15 protein-coding genes are annotated in these 17,632 nt (G+C 66.1%); 6 read left to right on the forward strand and 9 right to left on the reverse strand.

Features of this window, described 5'->3' with window-relative positions; genetic code table 11:
* Nucleotides 1–10 precede the first annotated feature (10 nt).
* From AC0L3K_RS26710 to AC0L3K_RS26720, 3 genes are all read right to left on the reverse strand, one after another.
* Nucleotides 11–2,335, reverse strand: a complete 2,325-nt coding sequence (locus tag AC0L3K_RS26710; RefSeq protein WP_473367182.1) for a xanthine dehydrogenase family protein molybdopterin-binding subunit — start codon at nucleotides 2,333–2,335, stop codon at nucleotides 11–13.
* Between the two features lie 231 nt (nucleotides 2,336–2,566).
* Nucleotides 2,567–3,442 (reverse strand): dihydrodipicolinate synthase family protein, encoded by an 876-nt coding sequence (locus AC0L3K_RS26715; protein WP_473367183.1) that lies wholly within the window; start codon nucleotides 3,440–3,442, stop codon nucleotides 2,567–2,569.
* A gap of 64 nt (nucleotides 3,443–3,506) precedes the next feature.
* The gene (locus AC0L3K_RS26720) at nucleotides 3,507–4,472 is read right to left on the reverse strand and encodes a VOC family protein (RefSeq protein WP_473367184.1); all 966 of its coding nucleotides are present in this window, start codon (nucleotides 4,470–4,472) and stop codon (nucleotides 3,507–3,509) included.
* 199 nt (nucleotides 4,473–4,671) lie between these two features.
* Here AC0L3K_RS26720 and AC0L3K_RS26725 point away from each other — a divergent pair, with 199 nt between their 5' ends.
* Together AC0L3K_RS26725 and AC0L3K_RS26730 are read left to right on the forward strand one after the other, a co-directional pair.
* Complete coding sequence (locus AC0L3K_RS26725) at nucleotides 4,672–5,538, forward strand: S1C family serine protease (protein ID WP_007596547.1); 867 nt, start codon at nucleotides 4,672–4,674, stop codon at nucleotides 5,536–5,538.
* The gene (locus AC0L3K_RS26730; RefSeq protein WP_007596549.1) at nucleotides 5,535–5,906 is read left to right on the forward strand and encodes a response regulator transcription factor; all 372 of its coding nucleotides are present in this window, start codon (nucleotides 5,535–5,537) and stop codon (nucleotides 5,904–5,906) included. Before AC0L3K_RS26725 ends, AC0L3K_RS26730 begins: the two co-directional genes overlap by 4 nt.
* Here AC0L3K_RS26730 and AC0L3K_RS26735 read toward each other — a convergent pair.
* The 4 genes from AC0L3K_RS26735 to AC0L3K_RS26750 form a co-directional block, all read right to left on the reverse strand.
* The gene (locus tag AC0L3K_RS26735; RefSeq protein ID WP_473367185.1) at nucleotides 5,903–6,976 is read right to left on the reverse strand and encodes a sensor histidine kinase; all 1,074 of its coding nucleotides are present in this window, start codon (nucleotides 6,974–6,976) and stop codon (nucleotides 5,903–5,905) included. The genes AC0L3K_RS26730 and AC0L3K_RS26735 overlap by 4 nt on opposite strands.
* Nucleotides 6,963–7,655, reverse strand: a complete 693-nt coding sequence (locus AC0L3K_RS26740; RefSeq protein ID WP_007596553.1) for a response regulator transcription factor — start codon at nucleotides 7,653–7,655, stop codon at nucleotides 6,963–6,965. The genes AC0L3K_RS26735 and AC0L3K_RS26740 overlap by 14 nt, the downstream gene beginning before the upstream one ends.
* Nucleotides 7,656–7,752: 97 nt before the next feature.
* Nucleotides 7,753–8,256: a hypothetical protein gene (locus AC0L3K_RS26745; protein WP_007596555.1), complete on the reverse strand. Its 504-nt coding sequence runs from the start codon at nucleotides 8,254–8,256 to the stop codon at nucleotides 7,753–7,755.
* A 300-nt stretch (nucleotides 8,257–8,556) separates the two neighbouring features.
* Nucleotides 8,557–10,893, reverse strand: coding sequence for a Tex family protein (locus AC0L3K_RS26750; RefSeq protein ID WP_354169407.1), 2,337 nt, complete (start codon nucleotides 10,891–10,893; stop codon nucleotides 8,557–8,559).
* 399 nt (nucleotides 10,894–11,292) lie between these two features.
* Between AC0L3K_RS26750 and atzD the strand changes: the two genes are divergently transcribed.
* Together atzD and AC0L3K_RS26760 are read left to right on the forward strand one after the other, a co-directional pair.
* The gene (gene atzD, locus AC0L3K_RS26755; protein ID WP_473367186.1) at nucleotides 11,293–12,405 is read left to right on the forward strand and encodes a cyanuric acid amidohydrolase; all 1,113 of its coding nucleotides are present in this window, start codon (nucleotides 11,293–11,295) and stop codon (nucleotides 12,403–12,405) included.
* Nucleotides 12,406–12,530: 125 nt separating this feature from the next.
* Entirely contained in the window at nucleotides 12,531–14,000 is a 1,470-nt protein-coding gene (locus AC0L3K_RS26760) for an amidase (RefSeq protein ID WP_473367187.1), read from the forward strand.
* Between the two features lie 38 nt (nucleotides 14,001–14,038).
* Here AC0L3K_RS26760 and AC0L3K_RS26765 read toward each other — a convergent pair whose 3' ends face one another.
* Entirely contained in the window at nucleotides 14,039–14,359 is a 321-nt protein-coding gene (locus AC0L3K_RS26765; RefSeq protein ID WP_354169402.1) for a hypothetical protein, read from the reverse strand.
* Nucleotides 14,360–14,509: 150 nt separating this feature from the next.
* Here AC0L3K_RS26765 and AC0L3K_RS26770 point away from each other — a divergent pair, with 150 nt between their 5' ends.
* Together AC0L3K_RS26770 and AC0L3K_RS26775 are read left to right on the forward strand one after the other, a co-directional pair.
* Nucleotides 14,510–15,418, forward strand: coding sequence for a PaaI family thioesterase (locus tag AC0L3K_RS26770; RefSeq protein WP_473367188.1), 909 nt, complete (start codon nucleotides 14,510–14,512; stop codon nucleotides 15,416–15,418).
* Nucleotides 15,419–15,486: 68 nt separating this feature from the next.
* Complete coding sequence (locus AC0L3K_RS26775) at nucleotides 15,487–15,852, forward strand: hypothetical protein (protein WP_354169398.1); 366 nt, start codon at nucleotides 15,487–15,489, stop codon at nucleotides 15,850–15,852.
* On the opposite strand, the gene poxB is transcribed toward AC0L3K_RS26775, so the two are convergent.
* Complete coding sequence (gene poxB, locus AC0L3K_RS26780; protein WP_007596566.1) at nucleotides 15,849–17,585, reverse strand: ubiquinone-dependent pyruvate dehydrogenase; 1,737 nt, start codon at nucleotides 17,583–17,585, stop codon at nucleotides 15,849–15,851. The genes AC0L3K_RS26775 and poxB overlap by 4 nt on opposite strands.
* Between the last annotated feature and the right edge of the window lie 47 nt (nucleotides 17,586–17,632).

A 17,632-nucleotide genomic window follows, 5' to 3' on the forward strand; every position in this document is an offset into this window, starting at 1 on the left:
ACAATGGCCGCTAACCGCCCACCTTCGCATCCCGGATCGCCTGCCAGATCTTCTGCGGCGTCAGCGGCGTATTCAGCTGGGTGATGCCGAGTTCGGCGAGCGCATCCATCACACCGTTGGTGACGCAGGGCGGGCCGCCGATGGCGCCGGATTCGCCGCAGCCCTTGGCGCCGAGCGGATTGGTGCGGCAGGGCGCGGAATCGTCCAGCGTCACCACGATCGGCGGAACGTCGTCGGCGCGCGGGATGCAATAGTCCTGGTAGCTCGCAGTGAGCAGCTGGCCGTCGGAATCATAGGACACGCCCTCATACAGCGCCTGACCGATACCCTGTGCGACACCGCCATGGATCTGCCCCGTCACCAGCATCGGGTTCACGGCGACACCGACGTCGTCGACGGTGGTGTAGCGCACGACCTTGGACACGCCGGTCTCGGGGTCGATCTCGACCTCGCAGATATGGGTGCCGTTCGGCCAGCTCGGACCGTCGACCTCGCCTTCGGAATCGACGCTGAGTTTCGCGCCGCCTTCTTTCTCGGCAATGTCGAACAGGCTGATGCGGCGGTCGGTGCCGACCACGGTGAGCATGCCGCCCTGGTATTCGATGTCCTCGATCGAGGTCTCCAGCACGTTCGCCGCCTTCTCGCGCGCCTTCTGGATCAGATCGTTGGAGGAGACCGCGACCGCCGTGCCGCCGACGAACAGCGAACGCGAGCCGACGCTGCCGAAGCCCGTCGCCAGATCAGTATCGCCCTGGACCACGTCGATCTTGTCCATGGCAATGCCGAGCGTGTCGGAGATCATCTGGGTGTAGGTGGTCTGCAAGCCCTGCCCCATCGCCATGGTGCCGGAATGCAGGATGACGCGGCCTTCCGACGTCGCGTGCAGGCTGACCTTTTCGGTGTGGGCACGGCCGCCGGTCCATTCGATATAGGAGGTGAGCCCGCGGCCATAGAGCAGGCCCTTCTTCTTCGCGGCCTTCTTGCGCGCGGCAAAGCCGTCCCAGTCCGCAAGCTTCACGGCGCGATCGAGCATGTGCGCGAAGGCGCCGGAGTCGTAAACCTGCCCCGCAGCATTGGTGTAGGGCAGTTGCGCCGGCTTGATGTAGTTGGCTTTCCGGATCGCGCGCGGGTCCATGCCGATTTTCCGCGCGGCCACGTCGAACAGGCGTTCGACGATGAACACGGCCTCGGGCCGGCCCGCACCACGATAGGCACCGACCGGCGCGGTGTGGGTCATCACCGACTTCACCTCGAAATGCACCAGCGGCAAATCGTAGACGCCGGTCTGCACGAACGGGCCGAGCACCAGCGGAATGATGTTGGCCGCGCCCGAGGAATACGCGCCGGTACAGCCGATCGAGCTGACGCGATAGGCCAGCACCTTGCCTTTCTCGTCGAGTGCGAAGGAAGCGGTCGAGGTCAGATCGCGGCCATGGGTGCCGCCGACGAACTCGTCGGTGCGATCGCCGCGCCAGCGGATTTTTTTGTTCAGCTTGGTTGCGGCGTAAGCAACGATGCCGTCCTCGGGATAGAGGTTGGTCTTCTGGCCAAAGCCGCCGCCGATATCGCCGACCAGGACGCGCACGCTGTCCTTCGGCCGCTTCAGCACGGCCTCGGCCAGCACGTCGCGGGTCGAGGCGGGCGTCTGCGACTGCACATGCAGCAGAAGGCGGCCGGACGTCTTGTCGATCTCGGCAATGGTCGAGCGCGGCTCCATGGCCGACGGCACCAGGCGCTGGCTGACGAGATCGAGCTCGACGGTATGCGCCGCCTTGGCAAAAGCCTCGTCCACCTTGGCGGCATCGCCGTAGCTCATCGCGCCGACGATGTTGTCGGGCGCCTCCGGCCACACCAATGGCGCACCGGGCTTGACCGCCTCGAGGGGATCGACCACGGCCGGCTGCACGTCATATTCGACCACGATCGCTTCGGCCGCGCTCTGCGCGTCGGCACGCGAGGAGGCCACCACGGCGGCCACGGCCTCGCCCGCATAGCGCACGATTTCGTGCGCCAGCAGGCGGCGTGGCGGCACCGTCATCGGCTTGCCGTCGGGGCGCTTGAAGATACTCAAGGTCGGGATGATTCCGATGTCGTCCTTGACGAGGTCGGCGCCGGTGTAGACCGCGGTCACGCCAGGCATCGCCGTGGCGGCGGCCGTGTCGATCGAGACGATCTTCGCGTGGGCATGCGGCGAGCGCAACAGGTACAACCACAGCGCGCCATCTTCCGGCTTGTCGTCGATGAACTGTCCCTTCCCGGTGAGCAGTCGCTGGTCTTCCAAACGCTTGACGGGCTGCCCCGCTCCGAAACGCAAATTGCCGGGAAGAATGTTCATTCCGTGGGGTCCTCAGGGTCTTTTCGAAACTGCGGGCCGCCTTTTAGCGGATCGATCAAGGGCATACCAGCCGCGCTTTTAGGCGGTATATCCGCGATTTCGTCATGCCCGGGCTTGTCCCGGGCATCCACGTACTTTTCGTGTGGAAGCGCGTGGATAGCCGGGACATAGGCGAGCGAAAGCGACGCCGTCCTTCGGACGGCTATGCCCGGCCATGACGAGAGGGGATGGCTACGCCAACTCCCGCAAGGCCGCTTCCACGACCTTGCGCGCATCGGCGGTGAGAGCGGTCTGCGGCGGGACGGGATCGCCGACGTCATAGCCCTGGATGGCCAGACCGGCCTTGATGCAGGCCGCCAGATTGAAGCGGGCAAAAGCCTCGTTGATGCGCCACAGCCTGCGCTGGAGCGCCATCGCCTCGTCCCAGCGGCCGGCCTTGCAGAGGTCGTAGAGCGCGACGCTCTGGCGCGGGATGATGCAGGCAGGGCCCGCCATCCAGCCGAGCCCGCCGATCAGCATCACCGCGGCCGGGATGTGGGCGGAGGCCGAGAACACCCGCAAGGCATCGCCGCAGCGGTTCATGATCGAGAGCAGCCGGCCGGTGTTGGTCGAAGCGTCCTTGATGTAGCCGATGCGCGGATGTTCGGCGAGGCGCGCGATGGTGTCGAGGGTGAGATCGGAGCGCTGGAATTGCGGATTGGTGTAGATGACGACGGGGATGTCCACGGCATCGGCAATGGCGCGAAAATAGGATTCGATTTGGGCATCGGCGAGCGGGAAATACGCTTCCAGGATCGCCAGAATGCCGTCGGCGCCGAGCTGCTGATACGCCTTCGCCTGCGCCACGGCGTCAGCCGTCGAGGTGGAGGCCACGCCCGCGACAACGGGCACACGTCCCCTCGCCGCCTCGATCGTGGTCTGCACGACCGCGGTGCGTTGGGCGGCATTGAGATAGGCGAACTCGCCGGTCGAGCCGAGCGGGGTCAAACCGTGGACGCCGGCGCTTATCAGATCGTCACAGAGCTTTGCGAGCACGTTCGTGCGCACCGCGCCATCGGCAGCGATGGGCGAGACGAGATAAGGGAAGACGCCGCGAAAATCGGACATGTCAGGTGTGAATCCCGGAAATTGGACAGCGCCTGACCGGTATTACCAACGCTCGCGCCGGCGATCAAACCCTGATCAGCCGCACCCGCGTGCCCCAGGGATCGATCGCCTCCACGCCATTCGCCAGCGCCGTGACTTTCGCGCCGCCCTTGCGCAGGCGTTCGTCTTGGGCGGCAAGCAGGTCCGGCTTCTCCGTCACCAGCGAAAACCAGGCGAGCCCCGTTGCCTGATCGTCGCGTTGGCCGGCACCCTGGCTCTGCCAGACGTTCATGCCGAGGTGATGATGATAGTGCCCCGACGACAGGAACGCGGCACCGTTGCGGCTGCGGGTCGGGTCCAGGCCGATGGCGCCGTGATAGAAGCGCTCGGCCTGCACGAGATCGCCGACGCGCAGATGCATGTGGCCGATGCGCAGACCGTCGGGCGCCTTGGCATAATCAGGCACGCGCGTATTGGTCAGCGACAGCAGGTCGGGAATGTTGAGCTCGTCCGCCGCCATCTTCACGCTGCCCTCGCTCCACTGCCATTGCGAGGGATCGCGGTCGGCATAGACCTCGATGCCGTTGCCTTCGGGATCGTCGAGATAGACGGACTCGCTGACGAGATGATCGGCAAAGCCCGACAGCGGCACGCGATGCGAAGCGGCTGCTACCAGCCAGCGCGCCAGGTCCTTGCGGGTCGGCATCAGGAAGGCGGTGTGGTAAAGGCCGGCGGCGTTGCGCGGCTCGATCTCGGCATCAGGACGGGACTCCAGCGCCAGCAGCGCGATGCCGGCCGTGCCGAGCTTGGCGGCGCTCGCCGAGCGTTCCATCACGGTAAGGCCGATCACGTCGCGGTAGTAGTCGGCGACCTTGTCGAGATTCTTCACCCGGAGCGTCACCATGCCGACCCGCATCGGGGTGCGGCTGGCATAGGTCGGCCCACCGCCCTGTGGTGCGCCCTCGGCGCGCGCCGCGCCCGCCGCCGCCATTGCAAGCGAGGTGGCGCCGGCGAGTTGAAGCAGGGTGCGGCGGGTGAGGTCGATGGTCATCGGTCAGGGCTCGCTGAAAGGTTTAGGGCCGTGCGGCGCAATTTCTCGATTGCTACACGTTGCCGTGAGCGGCTCCCAATCACATGTTCGTCGGCCGTGGTCTTACGGACCAGCTTTCCCTGCTCATTTCCTGGCCATCCGGCCAGTTTCACAATCGGCCGCGACATCCCAGATTGGGCGCAGCTTACAGGAGCCCCCCATGACCGACTCAACTCCCCTGACCTCCCTATCGTCGGCGCTCGCTGACGTCGTGGCGCGCACCGCGCCCTCCGTCGTCGCCGTGCATTCGCATCGCTCCCGCGCCACCGGCTTCGTCTGGAAACCCGGCCTGATCGTCACCGCCGACGAGGCGCTGGCCGACGAGGGCGACGTCGAGATCGGCCTCCCCGACGGCAGCACCGCGGCCGCCACGATCGCAGGCCGCGACCATACGACGGATGTCGCACTGCTGCGCGTCGATAGCGCGATTGCCCCGGTCAAGCTGGCCACAATTGTGCCGCCCCTCGGCGCGTTGTCGGTTGTTGTCGCCACCAACCGCGATGCGCCGAGCGCCGCGCTCGGCATGGTGTCGCTGTCCGGCAAGAGCTGGCGCTCCTTGCGCGGCGGCGACATCGACGCGCGGATCGAGCTCGACGTCCGCTTGCGCTCTAGCCAGCAGGGCGGCCTCGCGCTCGATGCATCGGGCGAAGCCTTCGGCATGGCCGTGCTCGGCCCGAGGCGTGTGCTGGTGATCCCGACAGCGACGATCGAGCGGGTCGCGGCCCAGTTAGAGGCGCGCGGCCGCATCGCACGCGGATATCTCGGCCTCGGGCTGCAGCCGGTCCGGCTCGACGACGGCGTCGGCGCGATGGTGATGAATGTCGACAAGGCCGGCCCTTCGGCGGCAGCCGGCATCCGCCAGGGCGACGTCATCGTCGCCGTCAACGACCAGAAGCTGTCCGGCGTGCGTGCACTGTCGCGGACGCTGGGTCCGGCGAGCGTGGGCGCGGTGGTCGATATCGCGGCGCGCCGCGGCGGCGAACCGGTCAGCTTCAAGGTCACGATCGGCGAGAGGCCGGCGGCGTGAGCGAGGATATCGCCCCCGAGATCGTTCTGGCCTTGGAGATCGACGATCCCGCCCTCGCCGATCGCCTGGCGGCTCTGCTCGGCCATATCGCCGGGCTTCGCCTCGCCGAACCCGGCGAGAAGGCGGCCGCGACGATTGTCACCCGCGATCCGCGCATCATGCCTGAGGACATCGCGCTGACACAGCGCGAGCTCGATGTGCTGGCGTTGATGGCGGAAGGTGGCTCCAACAAGATGATCGCGCGTCAGCTCGGCATTTCCGTCCACACGGTCAAATTCCATGTCGGCTCGCTGCTCGACAAGCTCGACGCCACCGGCCGAACCGATGCGGTGGCACATGCGGCACGCCGCGGCGTGATCGAACTCTAGAGCGGGTGCGGCGGGAAGCTGAGCTGAACCGTCAGGCCCGGCGCGTTGTCGCGCAGGGCAATCTCGGCGCCATGGAGGCGGGCGACCGCGGCGACCAGGCTTAAGCCGAGGCCGTTACCGGGGGTGTAGCGACTCTGTTCGAGCCGGTAGAAGCGCTTGAACACATGATCGCGCTCATCAGTGGGAATGCCGGGACCATCGTCGGCGATCGCGATCGTCGCACCGCCGTCGGTGCGGCGGCAGGTGACGATCACCTGCCCGCCTTCGCAGCCGTGCTTGATCGCGTTGTCGACGAGATTGGCGATGGCGTCGAACAGGAGGTCGCGATCGCCTGTGATCGCCACCTCGCGATCGCCGCCGAGGCTGAGCCGCGTCGCAACCTGTTCGGCGGCGGCATCGTAGAGCTCGACGACCTCGCCGGCGATTTCGGCGAGATCAAGCGTGCGAAACGCACTACGGCGGGCGCGGGTCTCGATCTCCGAGATGCGGGTGATCGAGGCAAACATGCCGAGCACCGCGTCGAGATCGGCGATGGTGTCACCGATCAGCGCCGCGTCGGCCTCGCCATTGCGCGGGGCATGATAGGCTTTCTCCAGCCGGCCCCGCATACGCGTCAGCGGCGTGCGCAAATCATGGGCGACGTTGTCGCTGACCTGCTTGACCTCGCCCATCAGTGTCTCGATGCGGTCGAGCATCTGGTTGAGGTTTTCGGCGACGCGGTCCCACTCGTCGTGACTGCCGCGCAAGGGAATGCGCTGGTCGAGGCCCGACATCATGATGGCGCGGCTGGTGGCGTTGATCTCCTCGATTCGCCCGACCGTGCGGCGCGTCACCAGCACCGCGGCGAGCCCGGCGAGCACCAGCATCTGCACGGCGACCGCGGCCATCGCGAGCTCGATCATCGCGGTGAAGCTGCTGTGGTCGCCGGCATCGCCGATACGGCTCTGCACATAGGCGATCGTGCCGAAATAGACATAGGCCATGATCGCCGCGACGATCAGCCCGAACGTTGCGATCGCGATGAGCGCAAGGCGGAAGGTCGAGGAGCGGAGCGTTTTAGCCAGGAGCACGGAGACAATATCCGATGCCGCGGATGGTGTGGATCAGCGGATAGGCCTGGGCATCATCGACCTTGCGACGGACGCGCCCGACATAGACGTCGATGATGTTGGTGGAGGGATCGAAATGCAGATCCCAGACATGCTGGAGCAGCATCGCACGCGAGACGACGCGGCCCTCGTTGCGGACGAGATATTCGAGCAGTTGGAATTCCCGCGGCAACAGCGGAATCTTCCGGCCGCGGCGGCTCGCGCTACGTGCGATCAGGTCGATGGCGAGATCGCCGACCCGCAGGATCGTCTCCTTGGCAACGGTGTCGCTGCGCCGGCCGAGCGCCTCCAGCCGCGCCAGCAATTCGGTGAAGGAGAACGGCTTGACCAGATAGTCGTCGCCGCCGGCCCGCAAGCCGCGCACGCGGTCGTCGACTTCGCCAAGTGCGGAGATGATCAGGAACGGCGCGGCGATGCCGTCGTCGCGCAACTGGCGCATCACGCTGATGCCGTCGATGTCGGGCAGCATGCGGTCGATGGTGATCACGGCATAGTCGCGCGCGGCGCCGTGGCTGAGGGCCTCGCGCCCGGTGGCGGCGAGATCGACGTCGTAGCCGGAAATCGTCAGCTCCTCGACGAGCTGGCCTGCGGTTTCGGCATCGTCCTCGACGACCAGAATGCGGCGGTGACCTCCGGACATGACAAACTCCGCGCGACGATCGCCACCAGACTATCCCGTTCCGGGGCTGAGCGGAACCGTCCGATGACGATCGCGACAATGGTGCGGTACGGCGATGCTAGTACCAAGAGTCTCCGCACACATTGACCCATTGCCACCCATAGGGCGTCCAGCTCCTGCGCCAGCAGCCGTCATTGTAGCCGGCATAGATGAAAGGTGCTCCGAAGAAGAAGCGATGGTGGTGCCGGAAGAAGGCGTGGCGGCCGATGAAGGGCCTGCCGTGCCAGCCGGAGCCAGCGAAGCGCGGCCCGATCGCCGCATGCGCGAAGCGGGCGCCGCCGAAGCCCGGTCCGCCGACATGGGCGAAACGGGCGCCACCCATGCCGCCAACGTGCATGCCGCCGAAGCCACCGGCGTGCATGCCACCCCCAAAGCCTCCCGCGTGCATGCCGCCGCCACCGAAATGCCCGCCGCCACCAAAGCCGCCATGACCTCCGCCGCCAAAACCACCACCGCCGTGGCCGCCGCCTCCACCGCCGCCACGGGCGAGCACCGGTGAAGCGAGCGCCATCACCGCTGCGATCGTCACCGCGGTGAGGCCTTTGAAAAGCCTGTTGTCCATCGAAGCATCCTCCGTACTGCGCGGCGATATTTCTGCCGCGCGAGAAGGATCAGATGAGAGGAAGAGACCGGCACCTTCAACTTACAAACGCGCCAGATTCTGACGCGGAAGTTAGGGAGACGGACCCGCGCTCTCTCCTCGTCATTGCGAGGAGCCCTTGCGACGAAGCAATCCAGAGTCCCGCCGCGGAAAGATCCTGGATTGCTTCGCTGCGCTCGCAATGACGACGCGGATAGAACTCTCGATATATCGAGCAGCGATCCGACACCTCCCAGCAGAAGAGCGGGGAGAGGTTAGAAGCTACGCCCGCTTGCCGCCGTTTTTCTCGGCCGCGCGGCGCAGCGCTTCCGCGAGGGCGCCGCCGCCGGCAGATTCCTGCTGGCGCGGGGCCGACGAGGTCATACGGGACGGATTGCGCGAGCTGTTGTCCCGCTGCATGCCGGGCGCGTCCTTCTTGGCGCCGACCTCGTCATCGAGCCGCAACGTCAGCGAGATGCGCTTGCGGGCGACCTCGAAGTCCAGCACCTTGACCTTGACGATGTCGCCGGGCTTCACCACCTCGCGCGGATCCTTGATGTAGGTCCTGGACATCGCCGAGATGTGCACGAGACCGTCCTGGTGCACGCCGATGTCGACGAAGGCGCCGAACGCGGCGACGTTGGTCACGGTACCCTCGAGGATCATGCCCTTCTTGAGGTGCTTGATCTCCTCGACGCCGTCCATGAACACCGCGGCCTTGAACGCCGGCCGCGGGTCGCGGCCGGGCTTCTCGAGCTCGCGCAGGATGTCGGTGACGGTCGGCAGACCAAACGTCTCGTCTACGAAGTCCTTCGGCTTCAGCGTGCGAACGATGTCGCTGCTGCCGATGAGCGCCTTGATGTCGCTCTTGGTGGCGCTGAGAATCCGGCGCACCACCGGATAGGCTTCCGGATGCACGCCGGAGGCGTCGAGCGGGTCCTCGCCGCCGAGGATGCGCAGGAAGCCCGCGCACTGCTCGAACGCCTTGGGGCCGAGCCGCGGCACGTCCTTCAGCGCCTTGCGCGACTTGAACGGACCGTTGGCGTCGCGGTGCGCCACGATGCTTGAGGCGAGGCCGGAGCCGACGCCCGACACGCGCGCGAGCAGCGGAGCGGACGCGGTATTGACGTCGACGCCAACCGCGTTCACGCAGTCTTCGACCACGGCGTCGAGTGATTTGGCGAGCTTGGCCTGACCGAGGTCGTGCTGGTACTGGCCGACGCCGATCGCCTTAGGTTCGATCTTGACGAGCTCGGCGAGCGGATCCTGGAGCCGCCGCGCGATCGACACCGCACCGCGCAGGGTGACATCGAGGCCCGGCAACTCCTCCGAGGCGAAAGCCGAGGCCGAATAGACCGACGCGCCAGCTTCCGACACCACGATCTTGGTCATCTTCAAGTCGGGCAGGCCCTTGACGAGGTCGGCCGCGAGCTTGTCGGTCTCGCGCGAGGCGGTGCCGTTGCCGATCGCGATCAGCTCGACGCGATGTTTCAGCGCGAGTTTGCCGAGGATCGCAAGCGCCTCGTTCCACTGCCGCTGCGGCTCGTGCGGATAGATCACGGCGGTATCCACCACCTTGCCAGTCGCGTCGGTGACGGCGACCTTGACGCCGGTGCGGAAGCCGGGATCGAGACCCATGGTGACGCGGGTGCCGGCGGGCGCGGCCAGCAGGAGGTCGCGCAGGTTGGAGGCGAACACGCGCACCGCCTCGGTCTCGGCCGCATTCCACAGCCGCATGCGCAGGTCGATGTTGAGATGCACCTGGATCTTGGTGCGCCAGGCCCAGCGCACGGTGTCGATCATCCAGCGGTCGCCGGCGCGCTTGAGGTCGGCGATGCCGAACCGCTTCATGATCTTCAGCTCATAGACGCTCGGCACGCCCGGCGGCGATGCTTCGGCCTCGGCCTGGATCTGGAGATCGAGGATCTCTTCCTTCTCGCCGCGGAACATCGCGAGGATGCGGTGCGAGGGCAGCTTCGTCAGCGGCTCGGAGAACTCGAAATAATCGGCAAACTTTTCGCCCTCGGTCTTCTTGCCGTCGCGCACCTTGGAGGCCATGCGCGCATTGGTCCACACCTCTTCGCGAAGCGCGCCGATCAGGTCGGCGTCTTCGTCGAAACGCTCGACGAGGATGGCGCGGGCGCCGTCGAGCGCCGCAGCGGCATCGGCAACACCCTTCTCGGCATTGACGAAGGCCTCAGCGACGACCTTCGGATCGTTGGTGGGGTCGGCCATGAGCTGATTGGCGAGCGGCTCGAGGCCGGCTTCCTTGGCGATCTCCGCCTTGGTGCGGCGCTTCGGCTTGAACGGCAGATAGATGTCTTCGAGGCGCGCCTTGCTGTCGGCGGCGAGAATGGAGGCTTCCAGCGCGGCATCGAGCTTGCCCTGCTCGCGGACCGATTCGAGGATGGCTTTGCGGCGGTCCTCGAGCTCGCGCAGGTAACCCAGGCGCTCCTCCAGCGTGCGCAATTGCGCGTCGTCGAGCGCACCGGTCGCTTCCTTGCGGTAGCGGGCGATGAAGGGAACCGTAGCACCGCCGTCGAGCAGCGCCACTGTCGCCTCGACCTGCTCCGCCCGAACCCCAAGCTCCTGCGCAATTTTCTGGTTGATATTTGCCACGCGAGAACCCCTCTATCCAAGCACGCATCGCGGAGGCGAACCACCGGCTGCGGGACGCCGCTTATGGACCAATCGGGGTTGATTCATCAAGGTGCAGCGAGCGGCCGTCGACAAGGGATTTTTTCTCGAAGCGATGCGATCTCGCCACAATCGTGGGGACGGCCAAGACGACGCACATACTCCGCCGTCGTCCTGGCGAAAGCCAGGACCCATACCGCGGAATCCATCAATCATGGTCGGTATCAATACCGAACGACGAGCCCTCGCCAAACTTCTCCGTGGGGTCATGGGTCCTGGCTTTCGCCAGGACGACGATGGATTGCCTCGACACCTTGACAGGCGCCCCGGTTCAGCGGCTGTTTTGTCGGCCGGGCTCCTGAACCCCATGTGAGGACTATCATGCGGACGACATCGGTCGGCGTCTTCAAGGTCGCCACCAAAGGCCCCGGCGACGTCTCCGGATTGATGAGCATGATCGGCTCCGGCGCGATCGATCCGGCATCCATCCTGGCCATCCTCGGCAAGACCGAAGGCAATGGCGGCGTCAACGACTTTACCCGGGAATATGCCGTTGCCGCGCTGTGCACGGGGCTGGCGCCACGGCTCGGCCTGTCGCCGCAGGAGGTCGAACAGCGCATCGCTTTCGTGATGTCCGGCGGCACCGAGGGCGTGCTTAGCCCGCACATCACGGTGTTCACGCGCCAGGACGTCCAGCAGCGCCCGCCGGGCATCTCGGGCAAGCGCCTGAGCATCGGCATGGCGCACACGCGGGATTTTCTCCCTGAAGAGCTCGGCCGCTCCGCTCAGATCACGGAGACAGCCAAGGCCGTGAAGGCCGCGATGGCGGATGCCGGGATCGCCGATCCCGCCGACGTCCATTTCGTGCAGATCAAATGCCCGCTGCTCACCAGCGAGCGCGTCGAAGCGGCGAATGCGCGCGGCCACAAGACGGCGACGACCAGCGCCTACAGTTCGATGGCCTATTCGCGCGGCGCCTCCGCGCTCGGGGTTGCAGTCGCGCTCGGCGAGATCGCAACCGACCTACGAGACGACGACGTGCTGCGGCGCTACGATCTGTTTTCGAACGTCGCCTCGACCTCGTCCGGAATCGAGCTGATGCACAACGTCGTCATCGTGCTCGGCAATTCGATGTCCTCGACGAGCGAATTCGAGATCGGGCATGCCGTGATGAGCGATGCGATCGACGCTGCCGCCGTGCTCGCGGCGCTGGAGAGCGTTGGGCTCCGTGCCGCGCCGCAGACGACGACCGGCCGCGAGCTCGTCAACATCTTCGCCAAGGCCGAGGCCTCGCCTGATGGCAGCGTGCGCGGCTTCCGCCACACCATGCTGGAAGATACCGATATCAGCTCGACACGCCACGCCCGGGCTGCCGTCGGCGGCCTGATTGCCGGCCTCGCCGGCACCGGGGCGGTCTATGTCTCTGGCGGCGCCGAGCACCAGGGCCCCGCCGGCGGCGGGCCGGTCGCGGTGATCGCAAAGCTCTCGGATTGATGCGTGCGCATGCAATGGAGGATTACCTCTCCATCCCGCGCAACCCTGCCCTTCGCGCCGCCTCAGTTGATTAAAATGTTCCCGTGCGAAACTAAGGTGGCGCCGCACGAAGAGGTTTGGATCGCATGACTTTCCCGATGAGCTGGAACGAATGGGCGCAGCACGATGGCGTGGGGCTGGCCGCGCGCGTCCGCAAGGGCGAGCTCACGGCAAAGGAGTTGGCGCGTCAGGCCGCTGCGGGCGTTGCCAAGGTCAATCCGGCACTGTCGGGCGTGGTCGAGCTGTTCGATGACGTGATCGCCGATCCGGCCAAGGACGGCGCCAATCTCGCCGGCCCGTTCGCCGGTCTGCCGTTCCTGATGAAGGATCTGGGGCCGACCATGAAGGGCCGGCTCCAGGAAATGGGCTCGCTGCTGATGCGCGGCAATCGCGCCAGCGCCGACACGTTCCTGACCGGCAAATTCCGCCAGGCCGGGCTGAACCTGATCGGACGCACCACGACGCCGGAATTCGGCGTATGCAGCTCGGCCGACAATCCCGCCGTCTATGTCACGCGCAATCCCTGGGATACCGACTACACCACCTGCGGCTCGTCGGCCGGCAGCGCCGCAATGGTGGCGGCCGGCGTGGTGCCGATCGCACATGCGACCGACGGCGGCGGCTCGATCCGCATTCCCGCCGGGGTCAACGGCAATATCGGCCTGAAAGTCTCGCGCGGCGTGTTCTCGCTCGCACCGCACATGTCCGATCTCACCGGCCTCGTCTCGATCCAGGGCTGCCAGTCGCGCTCGGTGCGCGACACCGCCGCCTTCGTCGATCATGCCAGGGGAGCGGCGCCGGGCGAGTTCATGCCGTTCTGGACCACGGCGCAACCATACTCCGAGATGATCAAACGCGATCCGTCAAAACTTCGCATCGCGCTGTCGCACAGCTGGGGCGACTACACCGCGACGCCAGAGATCGCGGCCGAGCTGGCAAAGGCCGGCCGCTTCCTCGAAGGCCTCGGCCATCACGTCGACTACGGCCTGCCCGAGCTCGACTTCCCCGCCGCGTTCGAGGCGCAGACCACCTGCTATATCTCGAATTTTGCCGTGGTAATCTCCAACATGCTCGCCGCGCGCGGGCTGGAGCGGCCCCCGGAAGACCTCATCGAGCCCATGAACATCCGGATCTGGGAAGCCGGCCGGCATACGAGCTTCGCCGAGCGGGCGAAGATGCAAGGCGTGTTCAACACGACCTCACGCGCCTTCGGCGCCTTCTTCGAGCAGTGGGACGTGATCCTGACGCCGATCACCGCGCTGCCGACGCCGAAGGTCGGCACCCGGGAATATCTCACCATCTCCGACAATCCTGACGTGCTCGACTGGTTCGGCAATCTCTGGCGCTTCTTCGCCTTCACGCCGCTCGCCAATCTCTGCGGCATGCCGGCGATCTCGATGCCGATGGCCACGCAGGACCACGGCCTGCCGCTCGGCATCCAGGCGATTGCGAAACAGGCCAATGACGGCCTGCTGCTGCAACTCGCCGCCCAGATCGAGCGCGCGCTCGACGGCAAGTGGAACGATGGCAGGAAGCCGAAGGTGCATGTGAGCTGAGCGAGTTGATCGCATTAACTTGCGATCCGCCGCTTGCCTCAGTTCTTCACCGTCGGAATTTCCTCCGGCCGGGGCTGCTGCTGACCCTGCTGGTACATCGCCAATGCCTTGTCGAGCGCTTCGCGCAGGGCCAGCGCGGCGGCCACGCTGCAGCGCAGATGCGCGGTCTGGACCACGTCGACCCTGACGGCGGCGCCGACCGGCATCAGAAGGTTCGCAGCAAGCTCGATCTGGATAGCGCCGTTGTGGTGGCCGAAGCAGGACGCACCGTCGAAATAGATGATCGGCGCCCGCTCCGAGCTCGAGGTCGAAATGATGACGGGCCCCTGGCTGGTGGCGGGCATTTCGGGATCGGCCATGGGCACTCCTTGCGGCTGGTCGAACGAACGAGGCGCCCACCATCGTTGCTTCGGCCGGCCCTGTCGAGGCCAAACCGGCCTCGGAACTCCTGCCGCGGGACGCCCATCCGGGGTTTTGCACCGCGCCCGCCGCTGGTTTAGAACGTCCTCATGTCCAGCTCACCGACCACACTTTCGTTCGAGGACCTCGCCGAGGCGATCAAGGGCCGCCGCTCCGATTACGGCCAGATCAGCGGACTCCAGCTCGACCGCTTCGCACCTCGCGAGGCCTGGTCCAGCCTGCCCTACCGGCCCGTCTTCGTCGGCGACACGGAGACCGGCGTCCTGCATGGCGGCGTCGTCACCGCGATGCTGGACGAGAGCTGCGGCATGGCGGTGCAACTCGCGCTCGACGGCACAAGCGCGATCGCGACGCTTGATTTGCGCATCGACTATCAGAAGCCGGCAACGCCCGGGCTCGACATCAAGGCGCATTCGGTCTGCTACCGCACCACGCGGTCGATAGCCTTCGTGCGATCGACCGCCTATCAGGAGTCCGAGGACGATCCGGTCGCGACCGCGACCGCCTGTTTCATGATCGGCGCCAACCGCACCAACATGCTCGTGGACCGCAGGATGGATTTGCCCAGCATCCCGTCGCTGGAGGCGCCGGACGATCCGGACGGTCCGTTCGCCAACAGCCCGTTCGCGCGCTGCCTCGGCATTCGCGTCAACGGCGACGACACCCTGACGATGCCGTTCTCGCCAAAGATCATCGGCAACCCGATCCTGCCCGCGATCCATGGCGGCATGACCGGCGCCTTCCTCGAGACCACCGCGATCTTCGGAGTGGCGCGCGAGCTCGGCGCCGCCGCACTGCCCAAGCCGATCGGACTGACCGTCAACTATCTGCGCTCCGGCCGCGCGCTCGACACCTTCGCCAACGTCTCGATCGTGAAGCAGGGCCGGCGCATCGTCGCCTTCGAGGCGCGAGCCTGGCAGGACGATGCGAACAAGCCGATCGCCACCGCCTTCGGCCATTTCATGCTGCGGCCGACGCCCGGAAACGACGAGGAATAGGCGCATTTTCCCTTGACGGCCAAGGTCCGGGCCACAACGATAGTGCGTTTTCTGCGAGAGGTATTGGGTTGCGGCATCCGCTCGACATCATCGCCATGTTCGCCGCGCTCTGGCTGCTGGCAGCGATGGTGCTCGACGCGCTGACGCCGAAGGAGCTGACGACGGTGATGATCGGCATCGCCATTGGACCGGCCGTCGTCATCACCGCCGTGTTCTACTATCTGCGCTGCCCGCGCACCGATTTCGCGGTGATGTTCGCCGCCTTGTGGCTGATCTCCGACATCGCCATCGCGTTCATCTCGCCGGCGCAGCTGCCGCATTTCCTGATCGCGCTCGGCTTCGTGCCGGCGCTCCTGATCGGCATCGTCCTGCACTGGCAACGCTTCCAGCGCCGCCATGAGCGGCTGCCCCTGCCGTCGGTCAAGCGCGGTTAACGCGGCAGCAAATTGGTCTTGGCGAGATCGACGACCTCGTCGCCGCGGCCGTTCATCACGGCGCGCAAGACCCAGAGGCTGAAACCCTTGATCTGTTCGGGCGTGATGGTCGGCGGCATCGACAGCTCCTGCTTGGCGGTGACGACATCGAGCAGCGCCGGCCCGTTGTGGGCCAGCATGTCCTTCACCGCCCCCGGGAGCTCGCCGGGATCCTCGACGCGCCTTGCGAAGATACCCATCGCGCGCGCCATCGCTGCGAAGTCCGGATTCTCCAGATCGACATTGGTGTCGACGAAGCCGGCCGCCTTCATCTCCAGTGCCACGAAGCCGAGCACGCCGTTGTTGAAGATGACCACCTTCACCGGCAGCTTCATCTGCGTCAGCGTGATCAGATCGCCCATCAGCATGGTGAAGCCGCCATCGCCCGAGAGCGAGATCACCTGGCGGCCGGGCTGCGCGGCCTGCGCGCCGATCGCCTGCGGCATAGCATTGGCCATCGAGCCGTGCACGAACGAGCCGATCAGCCGGCGGCGGCCGTTCATCTCGAGATAGCGCGCGGCCCACACCGTCGGCGTGCCGACATCGGCGGTGAACACTGCATCATCGCTCGCATGGTCGCTGATGACCTTTGCGAGATATTGCGGATGGATCGGCTTTGCTCCGGGCGTGCCCTTCGCAAGCGAATCCAGGCCCTCGCGTGCCTTCTTGTAATGCACGATGGCATCGTCGAGATGCCTGCGCTGCGTCTTGGCCTCGAGCAGCGGCAGCAGCGCCTCGATGGTGAGCTTGACGTCGCCGACAAGGCCGAGATCGATCTTGCAGCGCCGCCCGAGATTTTCTGGACGGATGTCGATCTGCGCGATCTTCGCATCGGTCGGGAAGAACTGCTTGTAGGGAAAATCAGTGCCGAGCATCACGAGCGCGTCGCAGGCGTGCATGGCGGCATAGCCGGAGGAGAAGCCGATGAAGCCGGTCATGCCGACGTCGTAGGGATTGTCGTATTCGACATGTTCTTTGCCGCCCAGCGCATGCACGATCGGGCTCTTCAAGGCTTCCGCAAGCTGCATCAGCGGCGCATGCGCGCCAGCGCAGCCGCGGCCGCAGAACAGGGTGATGCGTTCGGCGCCGTTCAAGAGGTCCGCGAGCGCCTTCAGCTCATCGGCCTGCGGCACGACCTTCGGCGCCGACAGCGCAAGGCCACGCGCCGTCGACAGCGCGCGCTTCGGTGGGCTGCGGAAGGCGACGTCGCCCGGCATGGCGACGACGGCAACGCCGCGCATGCCGACAGCCGCACGGATGGCGTTTTCCAGCACGTAGGGCAGCTGACTCGGATCGGAGACCAGCTCGCAATAATGGCTGCACTCGCGGAACAGGTTTTGCGGATGGGTCTCCTGGAAATAGCCGCTGCCGATCTCGGCGGTCGGGATCTGTGCGGCGATCGCCAGCACGGGAACGCGACTGCGATGGGCATCGAACAGGCCGTTGATCAGATGCAGATTGCCGGGACCGCACGAGCCCGCGCACACCGCAAGACTGCCCGTCATCTCCGCTTCGCCGGCCGCGGCAAAGGCCGCAACCTCTTCATGCCGGACATGGATCCACTCGATCGTTCCGCGCCGCCGCAGCGCTTCGGTCAGCGCATTCAGGCTGTCGCCGACGATGCCGTAGATGCGCTTGACGCCGGCCTGTTCGAGCGTTGCCACGAACAGATCGGCCACGTTGTTGATCGCCATGTCGGTCTCCTGATCCCGCTGGTCCAGCAAGATAGGATAACGCGCGA

The organism is Bradyrhizobium sp. MI1.10 (assembly GCF_055811035.1).

What these genes read in the sequence shown, in the direction of transcription:
- AC0L3K_RS26710 (WP_473367182.1), bottom strand. Translation starts at nt 2,335, where the DNA reads ATGAACATTCTTCCCGGCAATTTGCGTTTCGGAGCGGGGCAGCCCGTC.
- AC0L3K_RS26715 (WP_473367183.1), bottom strand. Translation starts at nt 3,442, where the DNA reads ATGTCCGATTTTCGCGGCGTCTTCCCTTATCTCGTCTCGCCCATCGCT.
- AC0L3K_RS26720 (WP_473367184.1), bottom strand. Translation starts at nt 4,472, where the DNA reads ATGACCATCGACCTCACCCGCCGCACCCTGCTTCAACTCGCCGGCGCC.
- AC0L3K_RS26725 (WP_007596547.1), top strand. Translation starts at nt 4,672, where the DNA reads ATGACCGACTCAACTCCCCTGACCTCCCTATCGTCGGCGCTCGCTGAC.
- AC0L3K_RS26740 (WP_007596553.1), bottom strand. Translation starts at nt 7,655, where the DNA reads ATGTCCGGAGGTCACCGCCGCATTCTGGTCGTCGAGGACGATGCCGAA.
- AC0L3K_RS26745 (WP_007596555.1), bottom strand. Translation starts at nt 8,256, where the DNA reads ATGGACAACAGGCTTTTCAAAGGCCTCACCGCGGTGACGATCGCAGCG.
- atzD (WP_473367186.1), top strand. Translation starts at nt 11,293, where the DNA reads ATGCGGACGACATCGGTCGGCGTCTTCAAGGTCGCCACCAAAGGCCCC.
- AC0L3K_RS26760 (WP_473367187.1), top strand. Translation starts at nt 12,531, where the DNA reads ATGACTTTCCCGATGAGCTGGAACGAATGGGCGCAGCACGATGGCGTG.
- AC0L3K_RS26765 (WP_354169402.1), bottom strand. Translation starts at nt 14,359, where the DNA reads ATGGCCGATCCCGAAATGCCCGCCACCAGCCAGGGGCCCGTCATCATT.
- AC0L3K_RS26770 (WP_473367188.1), top strand. Translation starts at nt 14,510, where the DNA reads ATGTCCAGCTCACCGACCACACTTTCGTTCGAGGACCTCGCCGAGGCG.
- poxB (WP_007596566.1), bottom strand. Translation starts at nt 17,585, where the DNA reads ATGGCGATCAACAACGTGGCCGATCTGTTCGTGGCAACGCTCGAACAG.